Raw genomic sequence first — 25,085 nt, forward strand, 5'->3', positions numbered from 1 at the left:
TTGACGCGTTGTGCTTAAGTCCTTCGCGAGCAAGCTCGCTCCTACAAAAAAACATTGGGCTTTATACCGTGCTCGTCAGGGTATGGGCGCAAGCTGACAAAGTTGTAATCTAGCAGTCAGCTGGCTGGCAGCGAGGCCATCTTAAAGTGTTGCCCAAGCTGGATACCTATTGTGGAGAGTGAAAGATGGCGTTGCGTACACCCCTGTTATTGGCGGGCTGCCTGCTGGCGTTGAGTTTCAATGCACTGGCGGATGCGACTCACACCTACGCGTTCGGCCAGCCGGCCCCGGCGGATAAAGCCACGCGCACCGTTGAAGTCACGCTGCGGGACATTGCCTTTGAGCCCAAGTCCCTGGACGTCAAAGCCGGTGAAACCGTGCGCTTTGTACTGGTCAACAAAGGCCAGTTGCTGCATGAGTTCAACCTGGGCGACGCGGCCATGCATGCCGCCCACCAGAAAGAGATGATGCAGATGCAGGCCAGCGGCATGCTGACTGCCACTGGCATGGGCAAGATGCACCACAGCGCCATGGGCCATGGCGACATGGGCGGTATGAAGCACGACGATCCCAACAGCGTGCTGGTGGAGCCGGGCAAGACGGCCGAGCTGACCTGGACGTTCAAGCAGGCCACAGGCCTTGAGTTCGCCTGCAACCTGCCTGGGCATTATCAGGCGGGCATGGTCGGCAAACTGACCGTTGAGTGAGGCGTTTGTTAAGGGCGGGGGCAAAGGCTGGTAGACTGGCGCGGTTTATTTAGCCAGGTTTCCGCCATGCATCCCGCTGCCGAACATTCGCCGCTGGGCAAGTCCAGTGAATACATCTCCACCTACACGCCTTCGTTGCTGTTTCCGATTCCACGCGCCGCCAAGTGGGCCGAGCTGGGCCTGAGCGCCGAGACCCTGCCGTACAAGGGCGTGGATTTCTGGAACTGCTTCGAACTGTCCTGGTTGTTGCCTTCCGGCAAGCCGGTGGTGGCCATCGGTGAGTTCAGCATTCCCGCCGACTCGCCGAACATCATCGAGTCCAAGTCGTTCAAGTTGTACCTCAACTCGCTGAACCAGACCGCGTTTGCCGACACGCAAAGCCTTGAAGCCACCCTGCGCACCGACCTCAGCTTTGCGGCCGGCAAGCCCGTGAACGTGCGCATTCGCAGCCTGGCCGATATCGAGGCCGAAGGCGTGATGGCATTGCCGGGGGTGTGCATTGACGACCTGGATATCAACGTCAGCAGCTACGAACACCCGCGCCCGGAACTGCTGCGTTGCGATGATTCGCGCGTGGTGGAGGAGAGCGTGCACAGCCACCTGCTCAAATCCAACTGCCCGGTGACCAGCCAGCCTGACTGGGGCAGTGTGGTGGTGGAATATCGCGGTGCGGCGCTGGATCATGCCAGCCTGCTGGAATATATCGTCAGCTTTCGCCAGCACTCGGACTTTCATGAGCAGTGTGTGGAGCGGATCTTCCTGGACTTGCAGCGCTTGCTCAAGCCGGAGAAGTTGACCGTGTATGCGCGGTATGTGCGCCGGGGTGGGTTGGATATCAACCCGTACCGCAGCACTGAAAATACCCAGTTCCTGAACGTGCGCCTGGCGCGTCAGTAAGCCTTCATACAAAAAACTGTGGGAGCTGGCTTGCCTGCGATTGCGATCTTTCAGTCATTCATCAAGTGACTGATACACCGCTATCGCAGGCAAGCCAGCTCCCACATTTGGTTTTGTGTTTGGCTTGGGCTCGGGTTAGATGCCGATATTGCCCAGGGTCAGCACGATATTGCGCAACGTCCCGGCAATGCCTGGATGGTCCAGTTCAAAACCTTCCACTGCCCGGTTCACATCGTCAGCGATGCTGGGCGTTTGGGTGGCCGGTTCCATTTCCAACTGGACTTCGAACTTGGCGATCAACTCTTCCAATGCTTGACGTTTCTCGGCGGGCAACTCGGGATGGTTCTCCAGTTGCTCACGCACAATATCGGCCTGCTGTTGTAACTTCTCGCGATCAGGCATGACGTTCTTTCCTTTTATCGATAGGCACTGGCATAGACCGCGGCGCGCCGTGAAAGGTCTACGGGCTGACCTGTAGATTAATCCACTGGGGCCAACTGTGCATGATCTCGATCAGGGCTTCTCGCCCTTGAGCTGGCGCAGGCGGATGTCGGCCAGGCAGGTGCCGAGTTCGCCGAGGTGGTCGATCACCGAGTGCACGCCCAGGCCATAGAGTGCCACCGTGGCCTTGCCACGCTTGTGTTCGCGTTGCTGCTCGGTGAGCGCCTGCCATTGCTGGGGCGACAGGCCGCAGAGCGAACCGCAGGAGGCCAGGCCGATGGTCCACAAGCCGGCGTTCAGGCCCGATTGCAGCAGGCGCGGCTCGCCGCTGACCAGTACGCAGCCTTCCAGGCGTTCGATGTTCAACTCCATCAAGGCTTGCCAGCAGGCGTGGGGCGCGGGCCAGCGAATGGAGGAGGGCGAGGCGGCCTTGAGCCAGCCAGGCAGGCCGGCGCACAGTGGCGTGGTTACCGAGGGCGGCAGTTCATCCAGCCAGGCGCAGGGCACGCCTTGTTCTTTGAGGCTGCGCAGGCTTTTCAACGCCCCCGGTGTGGCCTCGGCGCCGGCGCAAGGTGAGTCGGTGCGCGCCAGGGAACCAAAATCCACCAGGCAGCCACTCAGGCCAAATAACACGGCGGTCAACGAGGGGGCGGCGGCGACGGCAATCTCGGCGTGTGGCATCTGAACGTCCCTGAAATAGCTGAAACGCTATCGGGGCGGCATGACAAGGGGATGACACTGTCGATATTTGTAGGAATTTTGTGCATTTTCCGTAAGACGATTCCAGGTAGCTGCCTAAATCGACACTTCCGTCATATACTGACAGCCTTATTCAGGGCATAGCGCCCATGACAGACCATTCAAGGAGCAAAAGCTATGCGCTGGAGCCAGTACTTCGCTCAGCTATCGGTGTGTGCCACCATCCTGTTAGCGCCTTTCGCAGCCCAAGCGGCCTCGGAAGATGACCCATGGGAAAGCGTCAACCGCCCCATCTTCACCTTCAACGACACCGTTGACACCTACGCCCTCAAGCCCCTCGCCCAGGGCTATCAGTTCGTCACCCCGCAATTTGTGCAGGACGGCGTTCACAACTTCTTCCGCAACATCGGTGATGTCGGCAACCTGGCCAACAACGTGCTGCAACTCAAGCCGCACAATGCAGGCGTCGACACCGCCCGCCTGTTGGTCAACACCACGTTTGGCGTACTGGGCTTTATCGACGTCGGCACCAAAATGGGGCTGCAGCGTAGCGATGAAGATTTCGGCCAAACCCTCGGCTACTGGGGCGTGGGCAGCGGCCCGTACGTGATGATCCCGTTGCTGGGCCCAAGCACCTTGCGTGATGCGCCGTCCAAATACGTCGACAGCTACACCCAACCGTACCGCTACATGAACGACATCGGCTGGCGTAACAGCACCTTCGGCCTCAACGTCGTCGACGTGCGCGCCAGCCTGCTCGACAGCGAAAAGCTGATCAGCGGCGACAAGTACACCTTCATTCGTAACGCTTACCTGCAGAACCGCGAGTTCAAGGTCAAGGACGGCAAGGTCGTCGACGACTTTTAAGCTGTGACGTTTTGAAATGAAAAAGGCGACCTTTATAGGGTCGCCTTTTTTGTGCGCGCTTTTCAGCGCATTTTCAAAATCTTCAAGCCTAGTTGCTGCTCGTCCCCGGCCGCCTTGGCCCACACCACCTCTGTATCGGCCTCAAGGCCTTTGAGGGCAGCGTGTTCTGAGTCGATGCGCACGGTCAGCAGGTCGCCCACAGTGAACCGGCGGGGTGCCTGCACCTGCATGCCGGAACTGGAGAGGTCCACGCAGGTGCCGGCAATCTCCTGCCCGGCATGGATCAAAGACACATCGGCATCTATTCGCATGCGGATGAAATCGCGTTTTTCGGCGTAGTCGCGCTCGTGTTCGCTCACAGCATCCATCCTTACTTTGCGTTGTGGTTGTGAGGGTTCTTATAACTCCCGGTGATTTGCGGTGTAAAGACGCCCGGCGACCATCGGCATGAGCTTGAAACCCCTCACGGATGGGAGTACCGTCTGCGCCTTAGAAGGGCACCTCTGCTTTACCGTTGTGCATGGGCCAAATCCCAATGCTTTGTAGGACAGAGAGGCTAGAAAGCGAATCCAGTACGTGAGCCCGGCCATTGCCGAGCCGCCTACGCCAACCTAATTCTGGCGCCGTTTGCCCACATGCAAAAAACCAGTGCCACGCTGCTGATAATCGATGACGACGAAGTAGTGCGCGCGAGCCTCGCGGCCTACTTGGAAGACAGTGGCTTCAGCGTCCTGCAGGCCAGTAATGGCCAACAGGGTCTCCAGGTATTCGAGCGCGACAAGCCCGACCTTGTGATCTGCGACCTGCGCATGCCCCAGATGGGCGGCCTGGAGCTGATTCGCCAGGTGACCGACCTTGCCCCGCAAACGCCAGTGATTGTCGTGTCCGGTGCCGGTGTCATGAACGATGCCGTTGAAGCCTTGCGCCTGGGCGCCGCCGATTACCTGATCAAGCCCCTGGAAGACCTGGCCGTGCTGGAGCACTCGGTGCGCCGCGCCCTGGACCGTGCACGCCTGCTCCTGGAAAACCAGCGCTACCGCGAAAAGCTCGAGACCGCCAACCGCGAACTCGAAGCCAGCCTGAACCTGTTACAGGAAGACCAGAACGCCGGTCGCCAGGTGCAGATGAACATGCTGCCGGTAAGCCCCTGGACGATTGACGAATTCAAGTTTGCCCACCAGATCATCCCGTCGTTGTACCTCTCGGGTGATTTTGTCGACTATTTCCGCGTCGATGAGCGCCGCGTGGCGTTCTACCTGGCCGACGTATCCGGCCACGGCGCGTCTTCGGCGTTTGTCACCGTGTTGTTGAAGTTCATGACCACACGGCTGTTGTTTGAGTCCAAGCGCAATGGCACCTTGCCGGAGTTCACCCCCTCCGAGGTGCTGGGCCACATCAACCGAGGCCTGATCAGCTGCAAGCTGGGTAAGCACGTGACGATGGTCGGCGGCGTGATCGACGAAGAAACCGGTCTTTTGACCTACAGTATTGGCGGTCACCTGCCGATGCCTGTTTTGTACACTCCTGACAGTGTGCGCTACCTGGAAGGGCGTGGCCTGCCCGTAGGCTTGTTTAACGAAGCCACCTACGAAGACCACATCCTGGAACTGCCGCCGACCTTCAGCCTGACGCTGATGTCTGACGGTATTCTGGACCTTCTTCCAGAGCCTACACTCAAAGAGAAAGAAGCCGCCTTGCCCCAAAAGGTCAAGTCGGCGGGCGGCAGCCTGGATGGCCTGCGGCAGGTTTTTGGATTGGCCACGCTAGGGGAGATGCCGGATGATATCGCCCTATTGGTGTTGAGCAGGAATCTTTGATGAGTACCGGAAGAATCCAATTCGCCGAGCAAGACGGGACCTTCGTCCTGAAATTTGTCGGTGAAGTGCGCCTGACCTTGTGTTCGGCCCTGGATGCGACGATCGAGCGGATCTTCACAGCGCTGAACTTTTCGGCGATCGTGATCGACCTGACCGAAACGCGCAGCATCGATAGCACCACCCTGGGCCTGTTGGCCAAGTTGTCCATTCTGTCGCGGCAGAAGGTCGGCCTGTTGCCGACCGTGGTCACCACCCACGAAGATATCACCCGTCTGTTGCAGTCCATGGGCTTTGACCAGGTGTTCAACATCGTTGACCGCCCAATCCCCTGCCCGGAATGCCTCACCGACCTGCCGTCCCAGGACCAGTCCGAGGAAGTCGTGCGGGTCAAGGTGCTGGAAGCGCACAAGATCCTGATGGGCTTGAATGAGTCCAACCGCGAAGCCTTCCACGACCTCGTCAACGCCCTCGAGCGGCACTGACGGCCTCCCTGCTCAAACACACACAGTCCAATGTGGGAGCTGGCTTGCCTGCGATTGCGCACTGTCAGTCGATGAAGTGTTGGCTGGCCCACCGCTATCGCAGGCAAGCCAGCTCCCATACTGGACGGCGGTGACACCGACGCACAAAAAAGGGCGACACCCTCACAGGTGCCGCCCTTTTTGCCGCTAGCTGCCGTTACAGCTTGGCCGACAACAACGCCTCCAGCTTCTCCTGGTCCCGAGCAAACTGACGAATCCCCTCCGCCAGCTTCTCAGTCGCCATCGCGTCCTCGTTGGACTCCCAACGGAACTGCGCTTCAGTCATATGTACACGGGCCTCACCGGCGTGGCCTGGCGCCAACTTGCGCTCCAGCTTGCCTTCATCCGCCGCCAGCTTCTCCAGCAGGTCCGGGCTGATGGTCAGGCGATCACAGCCTGCCAGCTCTTCGATCTGGCTGAGGTTACGGAAGCTCGCACCCATCACCACCGTCTTGTAGCCGTTAGCCTTGTAGTAGTTGTAGATGCGCGTCACCGACTGCACGCCCGGGTCATCGGAACCGGTGTAGTCGTTGCCGTTGGCTTTCTTGTACCAGTCGTAGATACGGCCCACGAACGGCGAAATCAGGAACACACCCGCTTCGGCACAAGCCACGGCCTGAGCGAAGGAGAACAATAGCGTCAGGTTGGTCTGGATGCCTTCTTTTTCCAGCTTCTCGGCGGCGCGGATGCCTTCCCAGGTGGAGGCGATCTTGATCAGCACGCGGTCACGGCCAACGCCGGCTTTGTCATACAGGTCGATCAGACGGTGCGCACGCTTGAGAATCGCGGCCTCGTCGAATGACAGACGCGCATCCACCTCAGTGGAAATACGGCCCGGCACTACTTTGAGAATCTCTTGACCCACCGCCACCGCAAAGCGGTCACTGGCCAGGCCCACATCGCCGTTGCAATCCTGCACACACTCATCCAGCAGCTTGGCATAGCCCGGAATCGACGCAGCCTTGAGCAGCAGGGAAGGGTTGGTGGTGGCGTCTTGTGGCTTGAGCTTGGCGAGCGTGGAGAAATCGCCGGTATCGGCTACGACGGTGGTGAATTGCTTGAGTTGTTCCAGCTTGGAAGTCATGGGCGTGCTCTGTCCTGTGGGTCTAGTGACATTACCCGAGCGCTGGCAGGCGCTCAAGGGCGCAAATGCGTTAGGTCGTTTGCGAGGGCAATAACCTGAAAACAGCCGTTTGAATTACCGGCAGTGGTGCTCAGTTGGAGGGCAAGATCGATGGCAGGTTCAACCCAACTGCCCGATAACCATCCCATCGGCCCCAATACTGTAGGAGCGAGCTTGCTCGCGAAAAACGTCAACGATAACGCGTGCTTCCTGAATAAACGCGGCGCCTATGGGTTTTTCGCGAGCAAGCTCGCTCCTACAAAAAGCCTACCCCCTGCAGCTATCCAATCAACGCCCCTCCAACAATTCCCCAGCCTGATCCAACAACGCCAACGGATCACTCGCCTTATGAATATCCACCGACAACAACTGCCGAAACTTACGCGCCCCCGGGAAACCGGTCCCCAGCCCCAGAACATGGCGCGTAATGTGATGCATCGCGCCACCTGTCGCCAAGTGCTCGGCTATATACGGACGCAACTGCGCCAACGCCTCAGCGCGGGTGATCACAGGCGCGGTGCTACCAAACAACTGCTGATCCACTTCCGCCAGCAAATACGGATTGTGATAAGCCTCCCGCCCCAACATCACCCCATCAAACGTCTGCAAATGCTCCTGGCACTGCTCCAACGTCTTGATCCCGCCGTTGAGATTAATCTCCAACTCTGGAAAATCCCGCTTCAACTGCGCCGCCACGTCATAGCGCAACGGCGGAATGTCCCGGTTCTCCTTGGGCGACAACCCCTCCAGAATCGCAATCCGCGCATGCACGGTAAAACTGGTGCAACCGGCATCCTTCACCGTGCCGACGAAATCACACAGCTCGGCATAACTGTCCCGGCCATTGATGCCGATACGGTGCTTCACCGTCACCGGAATCGACACCGCATCGCGCATCGCCTTCACACAGTCCGCCACCAGGGCAGGGTGCGCCATCAGGATCGCGCCGATCATGTTGTTCTGCACCCGGTCGCTGGGGCAGCCGACGTTCAGGTTCACTTCATCGTAACCGGCGGCCTCGGCCATGCGGGCGCAGGCGGCCAGATCGGCCGGGACACTGCCGCCCAATTGCAGCGCTAGCGGGTGCTCGGCTTCGTTGTGGCGCAGGAAGCGGTCGTGGTCGCCATGGAGGATAGCGCCGGTGGTGACCATCTCGGTGTAGAGCAGGGCGTGTTTGGAGAGCAGGCGTAGGAAGAACCGGCAGTGGCGGTCAGTCCAATCCATCATGGGGGCGACGGAGAAGCGGCGGGAGAGTGGGGCGGTTTGTAGGGACATGGGGGGTCTGAGTCAGCGAGGCGAATGGGGCGTAGTTTATCAGGAACGGATCTCGGGTGCCGGAGAGGCAAGTTTTGCGCGCATTACCACTTCGAACGAGGACGTTGCCGTGTGTGGAATACGCCAAGGATCTGCAGTCGATCACCACGCACTCTATACGGGATCAGATAGGACCAGTTGGGAACTGCCCATTCGCGGGTATGTTTCACCCGACCTTCGCGTCCCATGGAAGGAAACTGAGCCAGCCTGTCGACACCGGTGAAATGGCATCTGAGAAGTCGTCAGCGGCTTTTGGATTTTCGAGAGCGATATAGTTCGCTTCGTCTTCCAGATTTTTTAGTGCTTTTTCAAGCCACTCAACCCGCATTCCTGCTCCAGCGCCTGGCGCGCATGGCCGCCACTTGGTCATCGGTGGCGAATTTACCTTCGTCGGCTTCCTTTACTGCCAGCTCGATTTGGGCGGTCAGCGTTTTTTCGTGCTCGATATAGTCGCGAAGAACGTCCATCGCCAGGTAGCTAGCTGTCTGGCCGTTGGTTTTGGCCAGGTCGGCGAGAGAGTTGGACAGGTCTTCCGGCAGGTTTAGGGATATCCCAGTCATGGCGGCCTCGATGGTGGACGGTTGTGGGGCATCTTACACCGTGAAGCGTCGGGTTGAAGCAGCAGGCCGTCGCGAGGTGTGTCTGGGAGTGAGTCGTTTGCTTTTCCTTTGCCAACTCAAAAACCGATATCGTGGCGGATAAATAAATCTGTCCCCTTTTGTTGCAGGCATATAGTTTCAGATGTAGCTTCGCAGCCGGTGTTGGCTCTTGTACGGGGAAACGCTAGGCGTTGCGCGAGGTCACCATCAGGGAGGCTGGTGAGGGACGCTTGGTTTCCGAAGGCGAGTAAAAAGGCCTCCGCATCCGATCAAGTTTGGAAGCCTTATTTTACTCAAGCGATGTTTGACCCAGTGACCGTAACTTTTAGGTCAATAGCAGAACTTCGAATTAGTCCGTCGCGGGCTGGTGACACTGCGCAGTCTAATAAATTTGCATTCTGCAATATTAAATATAGAAAATTGTCGAGTGTGGATTAGTTATTCTGAGTTTTTTGCTTGTTTGGTGAGGTCTGCAGTTTTTCCTCAATCATTTTTAATATTTGAGTTAAGTCTACTGGGTTTTTTATTCCGTCTCGGGCGTCTATTCGGCCGCGAACAGCAACGATATACCAGTATATTGCGACACGATAACGCTCAAACATTTCAAATGTAACATTGATGGTTTCGCCCTTCTTAAAGTCAAGCCAAGGACAAGCTTCTAATATCCTTCGGTCTGCTTTTCCGCTTTTATGTACAATAATATTACGGATCTGGCTTAGCTCATAAAGTGTTTTTCTAACATCCTCTTGAATTTCGCCCCCTAAGCCCACCGGAGCCAGAAGCGCTTCAAACTTTCCAGCTCCCAACTTCAAAGGTGCATCCACTAACTGCTTCAGTGTTTCTGCAAGAAACTCAGCTTGCTCGTCGGGGGAGGCTGCGCGAAACTCTATTAAAGGGCCTTTAAGTTTAGCCAAAATTGAGTGATCGAAAAATTCGGAGGGGGTTAGCAATGAGTGAACAACTAACTCATCTACCATGGCTTCGGTCAGCGCCCAGAGTCGGACGGCGCAAAGACTATATAGGTACGGCAACCCATCTTTGCGTTGACTTTCTGCAAACTCTGATATTTTTGCAGCGTGCTCCTTTGCAGCATCTAGCTGAGACTCAGATTCGTAATCGGGTTTTTCGTTGAGTACTTCCGCAATTCTGCGCCGTAAATCAATTGTTTCTACAGATCGAGTTGCTTGGTTTAAAGCATTTCTGCATACGCCGGCGAATAGCTCTAGCTCTTCAAGCTCTTCTCCTTTTTTGTGGATTATGTGAGTGAGATTTAGCATCTAGCCTCCATACTTTATTCTTGGATAGGTAATTTGTTTGTGATGTACTAGTTATCATTGGGCACAAAAAACCGCCAATGAAGGCGGTTTTTTGGTGAACCCTACAGGCTATAGGCGACCTGCCATCACACCAATAGGCTCAATTTGTCTACCACGCTTGGCGGCTGCCATAAAACGACGCTGATTCGCAGAAACCGAACCGCCTAGGCGCTGGGCTTCCGCAGCGTACTCAGCAACCAACATTGGTTTTGCTGTCTGCTTTTTCATCGCATGCATCCCTGAAGGGTGATGGTTCATTGGGCCCATGTTATTCGTCCTCTACAGAAATGACAAGGCGCCGCTCATCGTCGAACTCGAAGCCGTTCTCGCAGTACCAAGGGATCGCGCCTGACGCTGGGTCCTGAACCTCAATCCACTTCAACTTCGACATTCGTGCGAACGCGTCGATCGCGGTTAGAGCGATGGGGAGCACGTATCCCTTCAGGGGATGACTGGAGTCCGGCTTTCCCTCCAGGAGAATGAGCTTGATAGTCAGCTTACTGTCCCGTGGGTTCGCATATGCCATGCCGCAGAGCTCTACGTCATACCACAGCGCCAAGTCGATCCCCTTGGGCCACTTCTGCTTCCAATAGGATACGTCCTCCCAAGAAAGCAAAGCTCCTTCCTCGCCCCAATTGAAGCTTGCCGCAACTGCCGCTTGGTTTATGGGCTCCAGTCGGACACGGGAAACATCGAGATCAGGCGGGTCCTGCGAGGCCTGCTCCTCGGCTAACAGCTCGAGGGCTTGCCTGTAAGCCTCTCCCCGATAAACCTGGTATTTCAGGTGGTTGTTACGTGGCGCCATCAATAGTCCTTAGATTTCTTAGCTGTTGCACCCTCACTATTACCGGGGACGGCCTCACTATAACAGTGGCTACGAAAACCACCACATCGCCGCAACCCTTAATGGCTACTCGCCGTAAGCTGTGATTAATGTAGAAAGCCTTTCCAATTGCGCCATGTTGTTTGAGGAGGGGAGGTGGTACAAAAGTGGTATGGGGAGTTTAGGGTTAGTTACAAGGCAAGTATTACAAGGACTCTATAGTTAGTTTGTCCAATCCATCATCGGGACGATTTACCGAGTGTGGAGTGATTTCGGGAACAGGTTAAATCGTCTAGGAAATTTCCCACGCTTTTCTCGGCTTGCCCCTAAGACCACCCCTAGCTAACCTCCTCAAGCCGCTGCCAATCCAGCGGTCGGATGTGGAAGTCCGTACCAAGCTAAGACGCAATCGTCACAAACACCTACCGGCGTTTTTTTACGTCTGTATCATGTGTTTCGGCGGCTGTGCGCGGGGCACTTCGGTGCGCCGGGTCCTTAGCCCTGGTCTTCCACACCTGCGTACAGCTGCCACCTCTCATGTGGAAGTGAGATTGGTAGTTCCTGAATAGTTAAGGAGCTTCGCCATGTACAAGATCACACCTAATCCGCCTTATGCTTCAAACGCGGCATCCTCTGATCCAAAGCTTCAAGCCGCAGCCCAGCGGGCAATCCATCATCACTTGCCCCCATCCGAAGACGCTGCACCCACCGAACGCCCAAGCAACAACCTATTCCTCGTAAACCCAACCATCGACCCCGAAACCCTCCTGGCCAACGCCGCCGAAAACCTCGCATCCGCCAACGAAATGGCCGCCACCTTGGCGTTCGACCTCGACGACTCCCAACGCGCCAGCGCCCTGGGCATCCAGCAGTTAATCGAGTTGAGTTCGCTACTCGTTGACCGAGCCCAGGAGCAGGTTGCGCCTGTAACCGCCTCAGTCAAAGCCTGATAACCAACCCTGCCGCCTCACCCAAGGCGGCAACCTGAACTCATGCTGTCCCCCCGCAAAGTTTCATAATTCCCTGCGCCGTTGAGGCCTACGATTGCCTGCAAGAGAGGACCCCAGCGCCTCCAGCCCATAGGGAACTGAAACCATGATCTCGAACCTCGTCAAAGTTGTGATGATCACCGGCACGTTGATGTTGAGTGCTTGTTCATCTTCATCGAGCGTGACCGGCAGCGACCCGTGCTTTTCAGGCGGGTGCCAGGCGTTTGGTGACCATAGTCCCAACAAAGCCGCGAAGATGAATTTCGGTGGCAGTGGGCTGGGGAGTAGTTATGGGGAGTATGGTTCGGGGTTGTTGCATGATGATTGATGGGGTGGGGGGCAAGCACTAATACCTGTCAGTTAAGCGTCATCGCCTTCTGTAGGAGCGAGCTTGCTCGCTCCTACAAGAAGCCCTCCCACAGTTTGATCCAGTAGGGCGTTAGTGGCCGCCTTTCATGCGCCGGGCAATCATGTAGAGGCCCAGGCCCACCAGCGCTGTGGCAGCACCGATGTAGCCAGTGCTGGTCCAGCCCAACCCCGCCGTAATCGCCATCCCCCCAAACCACGGCCCCAGCGCATTCGCCAAGTTAAACGCCGCATGGTTCGAAGCCGCCGCCAGGCTTGGCGCTTCATGGGCAATGTCCATCAACCGAATCTGCAACGGCGCCGCCAACGCGACCATGGTGCCCACCAACCCCATGCTCAGCAGCACGCCCCACAGCGAAGACGCAGCGAAGGGGAAGAACAACAACACCGCCATCGACCACACCAATATCAAACCCACCGCCCGAAACTGCATGCGATCAAACAGCTTGCCACCGGCAATGTTGCCGATGATGCCGCCGACGCCGAACGCGGCAAGGCCAAACGGAATCCACTGCGGCGAGACTTTGGTCACTTCCAGCATGGTCGGCGCCAGGTAGCTGAATACGCAGAACATGCCGGCAAAGCCAATCGCGCCGATGGACAGGGCCATCCATACCTGGGGTTTGGTGAAGGCGCGCAGTTCTTTGCGCGGGTCGCTGCGTTGTTCGTCGTGGCGGTGGGGTACGAATTGCCAGACCAGGGCGATGGTGAGCAGGGCGATCACGCTGACCAGGGCGAACGCCGAGCGCCAGCCCAGGTGTTGGCCGAGGAAGGTGGCGATGGGGTTGCCCAGCAGCATGGCAAGGGTGAGGCCCATCATCACGCGGGCCACGGCGCCGGCGCGTTTGTCGGTGGGTACCATGCTGGAGGCGACCACGGCGGCGATGCCGAAGTAGGCGCCGTGGGGCAGGCCGCTGATAAAGCGGAAGGCCACCAGCGAGCCGAAGGTGGGGGTGAAGGCGGTGGCGAAGTTGCCCAGGGCGTACAGGCCCATCAGCAACAGCAGCATGTGTTTGCGCAGCAGCTTGGCGCCGAGGATGGCCAGCAGCGGGGCGCCGACCATCACGCCCAGGGCGTAGGCGCTGATGGCGTGGCCCACCTGGGGTTCGCTCAGGCCCAGGTTCTGGGCGATGTCGGGCATCAGGCCCATGATGGCGAATTCGCCGGTGCCGATCGCGAAAGCGCCCACGGCCATGGCCGCTTCCATTTTGGCGGCGCTGCGCGCGGGCAGTACCTGCCCGGGTGTTTGCTGGATTGTCATGGGTAACTCTGTGTGGAGGGTGTGCACGAAGGACGTCGTCGATGCTACGCAAGCCGCGACGAAGGTGTCTAGAACCGTCATTTTCGGCAGAGTTCCACGCCTGTGACCGCAGGTCGCGGCTGCCAGGCTTGACAGGGGCGCATTAAAACCCGGGATTTAGGCCTGTCAATTGGCCAAACGGCGCATAAACGCTGTTTAGCGTGATATTCTGCGCGCCGTCTTGGGCTAGTCTTTCCCTGGTGCGTACACCCGTATACGTCCCAGCGGTTGGCTGTCGCCCAGGTAGCTGAAGCCAATAATGATAAGAAGTCAGCGCAGAAGGGACATAACAGTGAGGTCGATCCATCGGCCTTGTGTGCCCACCCTGCAGCCTTTATGTGACTGTGCAGACCCCGCGGTACGTTGCCTGACGTAGCGTGAACGAGGGTTACTCATGATCAGGGGCGGTAGGGCGGATGGCGTTTTATCATAGGTGCTACTGATGTTTAAAAAAGTAAACACTGCCCTGCTGGGGCTGGCTTTGTCGATGGGGATCACGTCCGTTCACGCGGAAGAGGCAAAGAAAGTCGATGTGCTGCTGATCGGCGGCGGCATCATGAGTGCGACCCTGGGTGTCTGGCTCAATGAGCTGGAACCGGACTGGTCCATGGAGATGGTCGAGCGCCTCGATGGCGTGGCCGAAGAAAGCTCCAACGGCTGGAACAACGCCGGTACCGGTCACTCGGCCCTGGCTGAGCTGAACTACACCCCGGAAGACAAGAACGGCAACGTTGAGATCCCGAAAGCGGTCGAGATCAACGAAGCGTTCCAGATCTCCCGTCAGTTCTGGTCCTGGCAGGTTCAGCAGGGCGTGTTGAAGAACCCTCGTTCGTTCATCAACTCCACTCCGCACATGAGCTTTGTGTGGGGCGATGACAACATCAAGTTCCTGAAAAAACGCTACGAAGCCCTGAAGGCCAGCCCGCTGTTCGCTGGCATGCAGTATTCCGAAGACCCGGCGCAAATCGCCAAGTGGGTTCCGCTGATGATGGAAGGGCGTGACCCCAACCAGAAAATCGCGGCCACCTGGAGCCCGATCGGCACCGACGTGAACTTCGGCGAGATCACCCGCCAGTTCGTCGCTCACCTGCAAACCACGCCGAAGTTTGACTTGAAACTGTCGAGCGAAGTGCAGGACATCACCAAGAACGCCGACGGTTCGTGGCGTGTGAGCTACAAAAACCTCAAAGACGGCACCAAGACTGAAACCGACGCCAAGTTCGTGTTCATCGGCGCCGGCGGCGGTGCCCTGCACCTGCTGCAGAAGTCGGGCATTCCTGAAGGCAAGGAATACGCAGGCTTCCCAGTCGGTGGTTCGTTCCTGGTGACCGAGAACCCGACCATCGCTGAGCAGCACCTGGCCAAGGCCTACGGTAAGGCCTCGGTAGGTTCGCCTCCGATGTCGGTTCCGCACCTGGACACCCGTGTGCTGGATGGCAAGCGCGTGATTCTGTTTGGCCCATTCGCGACCTTCTCGACCAAGTTCCTGAAGGAAGGCTCGTACCTGGACCTGCTGACCAGCACCACCACCCACAACATCTGGCCTATGACCAAAGTGGGTATTCGTGAATACCCACTGGTCGAGTACCTCGCCGGCCAACTGATGCTGTCCGATGACGACCGCTTCAAGGCGCTGCAAGAGTACTTCCCGAACGCCAAGCAGTCCGACTGGCGCCTGTGGCAAGCCGGTCAGCGTGTGCAGATCATCAAGCGTGACGAAGAGCAAGGCGGCGTGCTGAAGCTGGGTACCGAAGTGGTCAGCTCTGCCGACAACACCATCGCCGGCCTGTTGGGTGCATCGCCAGGTGCGTCCACCGCGGCTCCGATCATGCTGACCGTGCTGCAAAAGGTGTTCAAGGACAAAGTAGCCAGCCCGGCCTGGCAGGAAAAACTGCACCAGATCGTGCCAAGCTACGGCACCAAGCTGAACGACAGCCCTGAAGCGGTTGCCAAGGAATGGGCCTACACCGCCGGTATCCTGCAACTGACCCCGCCACCTGCGATCCCGCAGCTGGCTGCTCCACAGGCCACCGAGGCTGCCAAGCCTGCGGCTGAGCCAAGCAAGCCGGTTTCTGACCTGGCGCTGTAAGCCACACCCACGAAAAAGCCCGCTGAACCGGTGACGGTCAGCGGGCTTTTTTGTGTGTATTCAGAGGGTGAACCCCTTTTTGAGTTGTTCATGCAGATGAAGCGCCAAATGGTTTGCGCTATCGGACAACAAGTAGATGTGGTGGCGCGGCAATTCAGGTAGGCGAACGCCGGGGATATTTTGAGTCAACCCAACGGTTATTCGACTTTCTTCAATCAGTCCAACGGCCAATCCGCAGAACACTGCGGCTTCTACCGCAGTAGAACTGGCACTTTCCAGCAGGACTCGATAGTAGGCTCCATGCTCTTTCAGCGCTCGTATCGCTGAGGCTCGATAGGGGCAACCGGTCAATTGCACTGCGATGGGTAGCGGCGCCTGTTCGGGTGTTTTGAATTGGTCGGAAACAACCCATACAGGCTGTATCGAACCCAACTGTTCTCCTTGCTCCAACGGCTGAGCACTGACGATCAATGCCAAATCAATCTGTTCCCGGCTGAACATGGTGAACAGTTCGCCACTGGATCTGGCTTCTATTTCCAACTCAAGCAAGGGATTGTCAGCGATAAGCTGCGGCAGGAAGTCGCGCATGAAAGCCGGCGCATAAGAATCGGGAAGCCCCAGGCGAATCCTTCCTTGCATGCGCTGGGGGGTTAAGGAGGCCAGTAAGCGGTCGTGGCTCTTGAGAAAGTCGGTGGTTTCGCTGAGTAGTTTCTTGCCATACATCGTCAGCTCAACACCTTGGTTACTCCGGCTGAACAGGCGTTGGCCGACTAAGTCTTCCAGCTTTTGAATCTGCGTCGTAACGGTCGAAGCGCTCCGATGCACATGGCTCGCTGCTTCATTGAAGCGACGGAAGCGGGCGACCGCATGAAAGGTTCGCAGCAGATCGATATTGAGTTGCTTGCTCATGATTCTTCTTTTTGGGATTAGTTGTGCAGATTATTCAAATATACAAAATCATGCGCCCTGACTAGGCTTTGGGTCAAACAGGTGCGTATGTGCGTTGGCGCCTGACAATAAGAAAAGGAGCCCATGTATGGATATCAATGAGCTGGTAGCGTCTTCGCTAAAAGACAACCATGGATATGACGTCCCGATCTGGACGATTGAAAATGCCGAAAAGTACGCATCGACATCCACCGATATCAAGGACCGAGATCGACAGGTCAGTGAAGAAATCCTGGGCTTGATGACCTCGTTGAATCTGGAGGGTGTGAACCGAGTTGACCTCTGTGCGGCACCCTGTGGCAATGGTGCATTAAGTGAGATTTTACGCGCCGTAGCCAATGATTTGGTCGATCTGGTAGGTCAGGACCGTTTGCATTACGTCGAATTGGGACCAGAGCCGATCAAGACGTCCGCGCTGCTTCATCATCTGCTTGAGAACGGGGTACAAGCGGTCCATTACACGGCGGTCGATATCAACCGAGCCTCACATGACGTAATGCGTCGGGCGGTGGAACCACTGCTGGTGGCCCCTGAGAAGTTTCGTTACCTGGCCACCGATTTTCGCGCGTTGTGCCGGGGCGATATTGAGTGTGGCCAGGATGTGACATTAGTCACGATGCTGGGGTTTCAGGAAGGCAACGAACTACCTGAAACGATCGGTCAAATCATTCGCCGGATCGGTGGGGCTCGGACCTACGTCTTGTCAGAAATGCAGCTGTCCATCCCCAATGATGATGAGCATATCCATCGCTTTTATCGGCATCACTGCATGACTCGCTTTTCTGAACTGGTGGGGTTGAAGCTCGGTTTTGACCAGGTGGGCAGCGAGCATGAGGTGATCGTTTCAGACATTGAAGTCGATGATGACTGGTATCGCGTAGCGGCGACCTTGCTTCCTGTTCTCAGTGGTCAAGATGAAGGTTATTTGTTGACCAATGTGTGCTTGAAGTATACCCGCCAGCAATTTAGCCGTGTGCGTCAAGACTACGGCGGATGTCGCGTCATAGGTGAGTTTTGCAGCGGCGACGGCAGCGTTCTCTACCAGTTATCGGAGTACCGAATGGATCACGGTATAGCCAATTGAGGGAGGAAGTCACGATGAAACAGCAAAGTGAGCTACCCGTATTCGCACAAGGGGCTGCACGCCTGAAGTCAGCCCTGCAAGCATCACTGGTTCCCGCATCCCGATGTAAGCATCCCGGGGCCCTGCTCGACACGTTGCAACACTGGAGTGACAGTTTTTTGCGCAGTGATGGCCCATGCCTCACAGGTCATCGCAGCTTAGCGAACCTGGGGTACATGAGGTCGCCACTGGCGATGGCCCAGCCCGAGCAATTGACGGCCGTGGCCCAGGTCTCGGGGCTGTTCAGTGAGCAGGGCATCGCCGCGTTGAGGCGAGCGTGTTATCAGCTGGAGGCGGGGTCCAGCACCAGCGACTGGATTATCTCTAACCGTACCCGTGCGGCAACGCGGTCATCGACACTTATCCGGGAGATGATGGACAGTCGGGCGTTCCTGCTGGCGGTGTCAAAAATTGCAGGTGTGCCGCTGGTTCCGCACCCTTTCTTGCGCGCCCGTTCCCAGGTCAATTACTTCTACCCGCCCCAGGCTCCGCACGATAGGGCACAGATCGGTATGTGGCATACCGATGGAACCAGCTTTGTGCTGAACATAATGCTGTCTGAGCCCAGCGAGTACGAAGGTGGAGAGTTCGTTTATTTTGAGGGCCCTGTGGAGCGCTTTGATGTCGCAAGCCTCAATGACAACGTGCGAAGCTGTGGTGTGAAAGCCAGTGGCGATGCGGTGTATATCTACGGCAGTCGAGTGTTTCATGGCGTGCGCCCACTCACTCAAGGCCGGCGCATGTCGTTGGTGTTGTCGTTTCACTGTCCTTACAGTCAGGCGGATGTCAATAAGTTCTGGCACTTGGCATCCGACGATGGCGTGCTGCGTACCATCAATCCGTGGTTCCAGCTCAAGCGTGACCTGGTGCGACCCGCCAGCGAGCAATATCGGCGTTTGGGGATTGACCCCATCACGTTTGGCGAACTCGTGCCGTTGCAGTTGCAGGGGGCACGATGACGGCTCGTATCGGCTACACGCGGTTGTTACTGCTTCAGGTTGTCTTTGTCCTGTCTTGGAGTTCCGGCTTTATAGGTGCCAAGTTAGGCGCGCAGAGTGCTGGAGCCTTCAACCTTTTGTTCTGGCGTTTTTTGTTGGTTTCGTTATGCCTGGCGCTGTTTTTGAACAGACGGTTGCTGAGGGTTTCCTGGCAGCAGATCCGTCATCACGCGGTTGTCGGGTTCCTGTCGCAGTTCCTGTATTTGAGTTGCCTCTACGTGGCGATCCAGAACGGTCTGCCGCCTGGCATCGCGGCGATCATTGCGGCGTTGCAGCCGTTGATGACCGCGGCATTGTCGACGGGCATGGCGTCCGAGCGCAGTGGAGGCTGGCAGTGGTTGGGCTTGATGATCGGCTTTGTCGGTGTGTCGATTGTAATTGCTGGGCAGTATGGCGGTGGCGGGCAGCGTGTCGGGCTGGTCATGTATCTGCTGCCTCTGGTGTCGGCACTTGGGTTAACGCTGGCGACCTTGTACGAGCGTCGCTCGGTGCAGAGCCAGGACAGCGGGTTGGTGTTGCCGCTGTTTATCCAGTCGCTGTTGACCTTGATAGGTTTTACCGTGGCCGTGATCTACACCGACACCCTGAGTATTCCCCATGACACCAACGTACTGATCTCGATTGTGTGGCTGACCGTATTCTCCACTTTCCTCGCCTACATGAGCCTGTGGATGCTGCTGCGGGTGATGACTGCAACGCATGTGGCGGCGCTGGTGTACCTGGAGCCGCCGGTGACTCTGGTGTGGGCGGCGTTGATGTTTGGCGATGTGATTCATGCATCCACTTACGCGGGCGTTGCCGTAGTCGTGGCGGGGCTGGTACTGGTGCGCCTGAAGCGACCGACTGTCGCCTGTACTTCCTGAGGCTTGCAGGTTCAGCAATCTGACAGACACCGCCTGTTAAAAAGTACCCAGGGCCAAGCAGGAGCGCGGCTGTAACAAGGGGGGATTTTTACCAGTGCAGGTGTTGGGCGTTCGCGCCCGAGGGTTTTGTATGTTGCTACGTTATGCAGCATTGGCCGCCATGGTGGTGGCAGCGTCTGGGTGTGTACAAGAGCGTGTGGTGCATGAGCGCAGGCCGGTACAGCATGAGTATGTTGATGTGGTGGCGCCGCAGCCGCCACCGGTGCAGGTGATCGAAGTCGAACCGGCGGTACGCGAGGGGTATATCTGGTCACGCGGTTATTGGCGTTGGGAAGGCGGGCGTTACGTAGCGGTGCACGGCCATTGGGAGCCGGTGCGCCAGGGCTATCGCTACGTGCATCCGCACTGGGTGCAGCGTAGTGATGGCTACCATTGGCAGGTCGGTGGCTGGATACGCTGACCAAACCTCCTCACCCTTTCCTCTGTAGGAGCGAGCTTGCTCGCGAAAAACGTCAACGGTTACGCGGGCATTCAGGTTGCACGCGGTGCCTGTGAGTTTTTCGCGAGCAAGCTCGCTCCTACACAAAAAAGCGGGCTAGCCGAGCCGTTTCATCCCCGCTGCCTTGGCCGCGTTCAGATCAAAGGTGGCGGTGTACTCGCAGCCCGCCGCATGACCACAGCGTTCAACCAGGCAGTCGGCAAAGTCGGCTTTGCCTGCGGTGAACTTGCGCAGTGCCTGCCAGATGATATCGGCGTGCTCGACGGTCAGCTCTCGCGTGTGCAACAAGGTTTCCAGCACCATTACCACGTCGCCTTTGGCCGACTGGTAACAGGACTGCAACACCCACACCAACTCCGTAAGTGTCACCAGGCTGACAAAGCCTGGCGAGGCGGCGGTGAGCGATTCGACCAGTTGGGATGCTTTAGCGGATTGAACCGGGTCGTCCTGGGTCACGTAACGCACCAGTACGTTGGTATCCAGGCCAATCATCCAGCTGTTGCTCCCTGGGCCGCGATGGCGCGGTTCATGTCTTCGATAGACACGGCATGGGCAGGCTTGCGGATCAGACCCTTGAGGTCCTTGACGGTTTTGCTTGCGGCAATCATGGAAAACTTGCCGTCTTCCATTTCAACGAATTCCACCCGGTCGCCTGTTTCCAGGCCCAGGGCCGTCCTGACCTGGACAGGGATGGTGATTTGCCCTTTTGAAGTGAGTGTGGCGGTGGCCATAGTGAAGATCTCCATCGTGATACTCCTTAACTTAGGGTAAGGAATGACAGAGGACAATATCCGTTGGTCCATAGGTCGCTCGCTGAGGTGGGTGAGTTGGAAGGAATAGTAAAACCCTAGTCCGAACTCTTGAACCTCACACGCCGAGCCATGCCCCAAACGGATACAAACTATGACCGACCGCCGCTAGCTCATTGCACCACGCGATAGCACGGTACATACGCCGCGCCGCCTGGCAACTTCATGCGGTGCTGGGCCACGAAGGCCTTCAGCAGCTCATCCAGCGGTTTCATGATGGCCGGGTCACCGTGAATCTCATACGGGCCGTTTTCTTCGATCAGGCGAATGCCCTTGTCCTTGACGTTACCCGCCACAATCCCGGAGAACGCCCGGCGCAGGTTGGCCGCCAGTTCATGGGCCGGCAGCGCGTGGTTGAGTTGCAGGCTGGCCATGTTTTCGTGGGTGGGGTCGAATGGGCGCTGGAAGCCTTCGTCGATCTTCAGCAGCCAGTTGAAGTGGAACGCGTCGTTACGCTCGCGGCGGAACTGCTTCACCGCCTTGAGGCCGGTGGTCATCTGGCGGGCCACTTCAGCCGGGTCGTCGATGATGATCTGGTAATGCTTCTGCGCCGCTTCGCCCAGGGTGGCGCCGACGAACGCGTGCAATTGTTCCAGATAAGGCGCGGCATGTTTGGGCCCGGTGAGCACCACCGGGAACGGCAGGTCGCGGTTGTCGGGATGCATGAGGATGCCCAGCAGGTACAGGAACTCCTCGGCCGTGCCGGCGCCGCCGGGGAAGATGATGATACCGTGACCGACACGCACGAAGGCTTCCAGGCGTTTTTCGATGTCCGGCAAAATCACCAGCTCGTTGACGATGGGGTTCGGCGCTTCGGCGGCGATGATGCCTGGCTCGGTCAAGCCCAGGTAACGGCCATTGGTGATGCGTTGCTTGGCGTGGGAAATGGTCGCGCCCTTCATCGGGCCTTTCATCACGCCGGGGCCGCAACCGGTGCACACATCGAGGCTGCGCAAGCCCAGTTCGTGCCCGACTTTCTTGGTGTATTTGTATTCTTCGGTGTTGATCGAATGGCCGCCCCAGCACACCACGATCTTGGGCTCCACACCCGGGCGCAGCGTACGGGCGTTGCGCAGCAGGTGGAACACGTAGTCGGTGATGCCTTGGGAGTTGCTCAGGTCGATACGCTGGCTGTCCAGCTCGTTCTCGGTGTAGACGATGTCGCGCAGGGCGCTGAACAGCATTTCGCGGGTGCTGGCGATCATCTCGCCATCGACAAAGGCATCGGCCGGGGCGTTGAGCAGTTCCAGGCGTACGCCGCGGTCCTGCTGGTGAATGCGTACTTCAAAGTCTTTGTAGGCGTCGAGGATGGTCTTGGCGTTGTCGATATGCGCGCCGGTGTTGAGAATCGCCAGGGCGCATTGGCGGAACAGGGTGTAGATGCTGCCGGTACCGGCTTCGCTCAGTTGCTGCACTTCACGCTGGGACAGGGTTTCGAGGCTGCCCTTGGGGCTGACAGAGGCATTGATGACTTGACGTTGGGGCATTCTAATTCCTTGAAAGCATAGCCACCGCGCCCGCTTGGGGGCGATGGCTTGAGAAAGGTGAGCGCCACTTAAGGTCGCACGAGACGGATATTTACCTCAGGCGCAAGGCCGAGCGCAAATGCCGTCCAACACCATCATGCCGCAGAACTTACTGAATCAGCTTCCAGTTTTTGTAGAAAACCCGACGCAGGGTAAAGACCAGGCCGGCAAACCCTGCGATCACGGCGTTGAGCACCGAGGGCAGCAAGGTCGGGCGCACAATATCAATGAACAGGCAGTAGCGTTTGGCGTCGTTCTTGTTGAAGGACGCGTGCATCAGCGTGTCATCGAAGATAAACAGCGGGTCGTCGTGCCAGTAGTGCTTGTGCTTGCCCACCTGGATATACACGCCCTCATGGTGCGGTGCCGGCGCCATGTTGTAGAGCACACGGAACATCATGCGCAGGGGGCCGAAGTGGAACGACGTCGAGCGGTTCTCGTTGAACACCGAGACGCCGATGGTTTTCACGAACGGCAGTTTCTTGCGCAGTTGCGGGATATCCAGCGTGGTTTCGATCGGGCGACCGTACCACTGGAAGAACAACATGCCGCGTTTCTTCTCGGCCATGCGCTCGTCCAGGTAGCTGATGATTTCATCCTTGCGAGCCATGGCGTCGTCGATCACCTGTTGCAGGTCTTCGCGCCAGGCTGGTGGCAGGTCGTTCAGGGTGTAGACATGTCGGTTGCGGCTGCTGAGCAGGTCGAGCAGGGTGTTGAACGGTGCCAGCACCCAGGTATTACGGCCGTTGCCGATAAAATACTTCTTGATGGTGTCGCGGTCGTACAGGCCGTTACGCAGGAAGTCATAAACGCCGCAGCACACCACCAACAGCAGAAACACCAGGCAACTGCGCGGGAAACAGTAGATCAACAGCAGAACGCCGAGCACCCAGGCCAGGGACACCAGCTTTTTGCCGACAGCATTTTTGCTCATGAAACGAGGCTCCAAAGCCGAAATATATTGAAACAATATCGTCATCATAGGGGTTTATGAGGCTCGCAGGCGTTTTTTAATAGGGTGAAATTGTGAAGCCGCTGCACAATTTGTAACCGTTGCCGTGCAGGCTCCGACGTTTTGTGGATTGAATTTTGAGAACAGAAGATTTGCGACTATCGTGACGCTTCGGTTTTTCAGGCGTCATAGACCGGTACGATTGAAGTTGAATGGCCACTATTGGCCTTCGGCACCTTGGAAGAGGCAGAAATTTTTATGATCATCAAACCGCGGGTTCGTGGCTTTATCTGTGTGACCGCTCACCCTGTTGGCTGTGAAGCGAACGTCAAAGAGCAGATCGACTACGTAACCAAAAACGGCGTCATCGAAGGCGGCCCTAAAAAGGTACTGGTCCTCGGTGCCTCCACCGGCTACGGCCTGGCCGCGCGCATCAGTGCTGCGTTTGGCTGCGGCGCCGACACCCTGGGCGTGTTTTTTGAGAAAGAAGGCGAAGAAGGCAAGCTGAGCTCCGCCGGCTGGTACAACAGCGCGGCGTTCGAGAAGTTTGCCGTGGAAAAAGGCCTGTACGCCAAGAGCATCAACGGCGACGCGTTCTCCGACGAGATCAAGCGCCTGACCATCGAGACCATCAAGAAAGACCTGGGCAAGATCGACCTGGTGGTCTACAGCCTGGCCGCGCCACGCCGTACCGACCCGCAAGGCGTGGTGCATAATTCCACTCTCAAGCCAATCGGCAAGGCCGTGACCCTGCGCGGTATCAACACCGACAAGGGCGTAGTGGTCGACACCACGCTTGAGCCTGCGACCCAGGAAGAAATCGACGGTACCGTGAAGGTCATGGGCGGCGAAGACTGGCAGCTGTGGATCGACGCCCTGCGTGACGCCGATGTATTGGCCGAAGGCGCCAAGACCACCGCGTTCACCTACTTGGGTGAGAAGCTGACCCAGGACATCTATTGGAACGGCTCCATTGGCGAAGCCAAGAAAGACTTGGACAAGAAAGTTTTGACCCTGCGCGAAAACCTCGCTGCGCTCAAGGGCGACGCCCGCGTGTCGGTGCTCAAGGCCGTGGTCACCCAGGCCAGCTCGGCGATCCCGATCATGCCGCTGTACCTGTCGCTGCTGTTCAAGGTGATGAAAGAGCAGGGCACCCACGAAGGCTGCATCGAGCAGGTCTACGGCCTGTTCAAAGACAGCCTGTACGGCAGCCAGCCGAAGCTCGACGCCGATGGCCGCCTGCGTGCCGACCTGGCCGAGCTGGAACCGAAAGTCCAGGACGCCGTGGCCGCACTGTGGAACCAGGTGACCGACGACAACGTCAACGAGATCAGCGATTTTGCTGGTTACAAGGCTGAATTCCTGCGCTTGTTCGGCTTTGAAGTCGACGGCGTGGATTACGACGCGGATGTGAACCCGACCGTCAAAATCAACGGCCTGATCCAAGCTTAAAACGCGGTAAAAAATGTGGGAGCGGGCTTGCCCGCGAAGGCGGTGTG

General features: G+C 57.5%; 28 protein-coding genes and 1 pseudogene. 13 read left to right on the forward strand and 16 right to left on the reverse strand.

Annotated features, from left to right (window positions below; translation table 11 throughout):
• Positions 1 to 185: 185 nt before the first annotated feature.
• Both A7K61_RS05880 and queF read left to right on the forward strand, forming a co-directional pair.
• Complete coding sequence (locus A7K61_RS05880) at positions 186 to 707, forward strand: plastocyanin/azurin family copper-binding protein (RefSeq protein WP_069557146.1); 522 nt, start codon at positions 186 to 188, stop codon at positions 705 to 707.
• Positions 708 to 773: 66 nt separating this feature from the next.
• The gene (gene queF, locus A7K61_RS05885) at positions 774 to 1,604 is read left to right on the forward strand and encodes an NADPH-dependent 7-cyano-7-deazaguanine reductase QueF (protein ID WP_044272922.1); all 831 of its coding nucleotides are present in this window, start codon (positions 774 to 776) and stop codon (positions 1,602 to 1,604) included.
• Positions 1,605 to 1,739: 135 nt separating this feature from the next.
• On the opposite strand, the gene A7K61_RS05890 is transcribed toward queF, so the two are convergent.
• Positions 1,740 to 2,006: a DUF4404 family protein gene (locus A7K61_RS05890; RefSeq protein WP_014717525.1), complete on the reverse strand. Its 267-nt coding sequence runs from the start codon at positions 2,004 to 2,006 to the stop codon at positions 1,740 to 1,742.
• 111 nt (positions 2,007 to 2,117) lie between these two features.
• Positions 2,118 to 2,726, reverse strand: a complete 609-nt coding sequence (locus tag A7K61_RS05895) for a phosphatase (protein WP_069557147.1) — start codon at positions 2,724 to 2,726, stop codon at positions 2,118 to 2,120.
• A gap of 195 nt (positions 2,727 to 2,921) precedes the next feature.
• Here A7K61_RS05895 and A7K61_RS05900 point away from each other — a divergent pair, with 195 nt between their 5' ends.
• On the forward strand, positions 2,922 to 3,611 hold the full coding sequence (locus A7K61_RS05900; RefSeq protein ID WP_032892828.1) for a VacJ family lipoprotein: 690 nt from the start codon (positions 2,922 to 2,924) through the stop codon (positions 3,609 to 3,611).
• 62 nt (positions 3,612 to 3,673) lie between these two features.
• Here A7K61_RS05900 and A7K61_RS05905 read toward each other — a convergent pair whose 3' ends face one another.
• The gene (locus A7K61_RS05905; protein WP_044272925.1) at positions 3,674 to 3,970 is read right to left on the reverse strand and encodes a PilZ domain-containing protein; all 297 of its coding nucleotides are present in this window, start codon (positions 3,968 to 3,970) and stop codon (positions 3,674 to 3,676) included.
• 276 nt (positions 3,971 to 4,246) lie between these two features.
• Between A7K61_RS05905 and rssB the strand changes: the two genes are divergently transcribed.
• A complete protein-coding gene (gene rssB / locus A7K61_RS05910; RefSeq protein ID WP_014717527.1) occupies positions 4,247 to 5,428 on the forward strand; it encodes a two-component system response regulator RssB in 1,182 nt (393 codons plus the stop codon).
• A complete protein-coding gene (gene rssC, locus A7K61_RS05915; RefSeq protein WP_003172602.1) occupies positions 5,428 to 5,910 on the forward strand; it encodes an anti-sigma factor antagonist RssC in 483 nt (160 codons plus the stop codon). Before rssB ends, rssC begins: the two co-directional genes overlap by 1 nt.
• A gap of 196 nt (positions 5,911 to 6,106) precedes the next feature.
• On the opposite strand, the gene tal is transcribed toward rssC, so the two are convergent.
• The 7 genes and pseudogenes from tal to A7K61_RS05945 form a co-directional block, all read right to left on the reverse strand.
• Positions 6,107 to 7,033 (reverse strand): transaldolase, encoded by a 927-nt coding sequence (gene tal / locus A7K61_RS05920; protein ID WP_019818234.1) that lies wholly within the window; start codon positions 7,031 to 7,033, stop codon positions 6,107 to 6,109.
• A gap of 327 nt (positions 7,034 to 7,360) precedes the next feature.
• Positions 7,361 to 8,347, reverse strand: coding sequence for a tRNA dihydrouridine(20/20a) synthase DusA (gene dusA, locus A7K61_RS05925; RefSeq protein ID WP_069557148.1), 987 nt, complete (start codon positions 8,345 to 8,347; stop codon positions 7,361 to 7,363).
• Between the two features lie 83 nt (positions 8,348 to 8,430).
• A pseudogene (locus A7K61_RS05930) lies at positions 8,431 to 8,714 on the reverse strand (type II toxin-antitoxin system RelE/ParE family toxin).
• Positions 8,704 to 8,946, reverse strand: a complete 243-nt coding sequence (locus tag A7K61_RS05935; RefSeq protein WP_032902648.1) for a CopG family ribbon-helix-helix protein — start codon at positions 8,944 to 8,946, stop codon at positions 8,704 to 8,706. The pseudogene A7K61_RS05930 and the gene A7K61_RS05935 overlap by 11 nt, the downstream one beginning before the upstream one ends.
• Before the next feature lie 473 nt (positions 8,947 to 9,419).
• The gene (locus A7K61_RS05940) at positions 9,420 to 10,262 is read right to left on the reverse strand and encodes a hypothetical protein (protein WP_069557149.1); all 843 of its coding nucleotides are present in this window, start codon (positions 10,260 to 10,262) and stop codon (positions 9,420 to 9,422) included.
• Positions 10,263 to 10,370: 108 nt separating this feature from the next.
• Entirely contained in the window at positions 10,371 to 10,529 is a 159-nt protein-coding gene (locus A7K61_RS33085; protein WP_171905459.1) for a hypothetical protein, read from the reverse strand.
• Between the two features lie 40 nt (positions 10,530 to 10,569).
• Positions 10,570 to 11,106: a hypothetical protein gene (locus A7K61_RS05945; RefSeq protein WP_069557150.1), complete on the reverse strand. Its 537-nt coding sequence runs from the start codon at positions 11,104 to 11,106 to the stop codon at positions 10,570 to 10,572.
• A 602-nt stretch (positions 11,107 to 11,708) separates the two neighbouring features.
• Here A7K61_RS05945 and A7K61_RS05950 point away from each other — a divergent pair.
• On the forward strand, positions 11,709 to 12,074 hold the full coding sequence (locus A7K61_RS05950; RefSeq protein WP_069557151.1) for a DUF6124 family protein: 366 nt from the start codon (positions 11,709 to 11,711) through the stop codon (positions 12,072 to 12,074).
• A gap of 145 nt (positions 12,075 to 12,219) precedes the next feature.
• A complete protein-coding gene (locus A7K61_RS31015) occupies positions 12,220 to 12,441 on the forward strand; it encodes a hypothetical protein (protein ID WP_083263050.1) in 222 nt (73 codons plus the stop codon).
• A gap of 111 nt (positions 12,442 to 12,552) precedes the next feature.
• Here A7K61_RS31015 and A7K61_RS05955 read toward each other — a convergent pair whose 3' ends face one another.
• Complete coding sequence (locus A7K61_RS05955) at positions 12,553 to 13,740, reverse strand: MFS transporter (protein ID WP_069557152.1); 1,188 nt, start codon at positions 13,738 to 13,740, stop codon at positions 12,553 to 12,555.
• Between the two features lie 481 nt (positions 13,741 to 14,221).
• Here A7K61_RS05955 and mqo point away from each other — a divergent pair, with 481 nt between their 5' ends.
• A complete protein-coding gene (mqo, locus tag A7K61_RS05960) occupies positions 14,222 to 15,868 on the forward strand; it encodes a malate dehydrogenase (quinone) (protein ID WP_034135222.1) in 1,647 nt (548 codons plus the stop codon).
• A gap of 60 nt (positions 15,869 to 15,928) precedes the next feature.
• Here the strand turns inward: mqo and A7K61_RS05965 are convergent, their stop codons facing one another.
• Positions 15,929 to 16,777, reverse strand: a complete 849-nt coding sequence (locus A7K61_RS05965; protein WP_044272932.1) for a LysR substrate-binding domain-containing protein — start codon at positions 16,775 to 16,777, stop codon at positions 15,929 to 15,931.
• 127 nt (positions 16,778 to 16,904) lie between these two features.
• Here A7K61_RS05965 and A7K61_RS05970 point away from each other — a divergent pair, with 127 nt between their 5' ends.
• The 4 genes from A7K61_RS05970 (at position 16,905) to A7K61_RS05985 (ending at position 20,260) form a co-directional block, all read left to right on the forward strand.
• Positions 16,905 to 17,900, forward strand: a complete 996-nt coding sequence (locus A7K61_RS05970) for a hypothetical protein (RefSeq protein ID WP_044272934.1) — start codon at positions 16,905 to 16,907, stop codon at positions 17,898 to 17,900.
• 14 nt (positions 17,901 to 17,914) lie between these two features.
• Positions 17,915 to 18,898 carry a hypothetical protein gene (locus A7K61_RS05975; protein ID WP_069557153.1) on the forward strand — a complete coding sequence of 328 codons (984 nt, stop codon included), beginning with the start codon at positions 17,915 to 17,917 and terminating at the stop codon, positions 18,896 to 18,898.
• Positions 18,895 to 19,800: a DMT family transporter gene (locus tag A7K61_RS05980; protein WP_069557154.1), complete on the forward strand. Its 906-nt coding sequence runs from the start codon at positions 18,895 to 18,897 to the stop codon at positions 19,798 to 19,800. The genes A7K61_RS05975 and A7K61_RS05980 overlap by 4 nt, the downstream gene beginning before the upstream one ends.
• A gap of 130 nt (positions 19,801 to 19,930) precedes the next feature.
• Positions 19,931 to 20,260, forward strand: a complete 330-nt coding sequence (locus A7K61_RS05985; RefSeq protein ID WP_069557155.1) for a YXWGXW repeat-containing protein — start codon at positions 19,931 to 19,933, stop codon at positions 20,258 to 20,260.
• A gap of 135 nt (positions 20,261 to 20,395) precedes the next feature.
• Here the strand turns inward: A7K61_RS05985 and A7K61_RS05990 are convergent, their stop codons facing one another.
• The 4 genes from A7K61_RS05990 to A7K61_RS06005 form a co-directional block, all read right to left on the reverse strand.
• The gene (locus A7K61_RS05990; protein WP_044272939.1) at positions 20,396 to 20,791 is read right to left on the reverse strand and encodes a PIN domain-containing protein; all 396 of its coding nucleotides are present in this window, start codon (positions 20,789 to 20,791) and stop codon (positions 20,396 to 20,398) included.
• Positions 20,788 to 21,045, reverse strand: a complete 258-nt coding sequence (locus A7K61_RS05995) for an AbrB/MazE/SpoVT family DNA-binding domain-containing protein (protein WP_032892812.1) — start codon at positions 21,043 to 21,045, stop codon at positions 20,788 to 20,790. Before A7K61_RS05995 ends, A7K61_RS05990 begins: the two co-directional genes overlap by 4 nt.
• A gap of 176 nt (positions 21,046 to 21,221) precedes the next feature.
• Positions 21,222 to 22,595: a nucleotide 5'-monophosphate nucleosidase PpnN gene (gene ppnN, locus A7K61_RS06000; RefSeq protein ID WP_032892811.1), complete on the reverse strand. Its 1,374-nt coding sequence runs from the start codon at positions 22,593 to 22,595 to the stop codon at positions 21,222 to 21,224.
• 148 nt (positions 22,596 to 22,743) lie between these two features.
• Complete coding sequence (locus A7K61_RS06005) at positions 22,744 to 23,568, reverse strand: aspartyl/asparaginyl beta-hydroxylase domain-containing protein (RefSeq protein ID WP_056791828.1); 825 nt, start codon at positions 23,566 to 23,568, stop codon at positions 22,744 to 22,746.
• 276 nt (positions 23,569 to 23,844) lie between these two features.
• Here A7K61_RS06005 and fabV point away from each other — a divergent pair, with 276 nt between their 5' ends.
• Positions 23,845 to 25,038 (forward strand): enoyl-ACP reductase FabV, encoded by a 1,194-nt coding sequence (gene fabV / locus A7K61_RS06010; protein ID WP_003189732.1) that lies wholly within the window; start codon positions 23,845 to 23,847, stop codon positions 25,036 to 25,038.
• Positions 25,039 to 25,085 lie beyond the last annotated feature (47 nt).

Source organism: Pseudomonas sp. AP42 (assembly GCF_001728935.1).
Taxonomy (GTDB): domain Bacteria; phylum Pseudomonadota; class Gammaproteobacteria; order Pseudomonadales; family Pseudomonadaceae; genus Aquipseudomonas; species Aquipseudomonas lactis.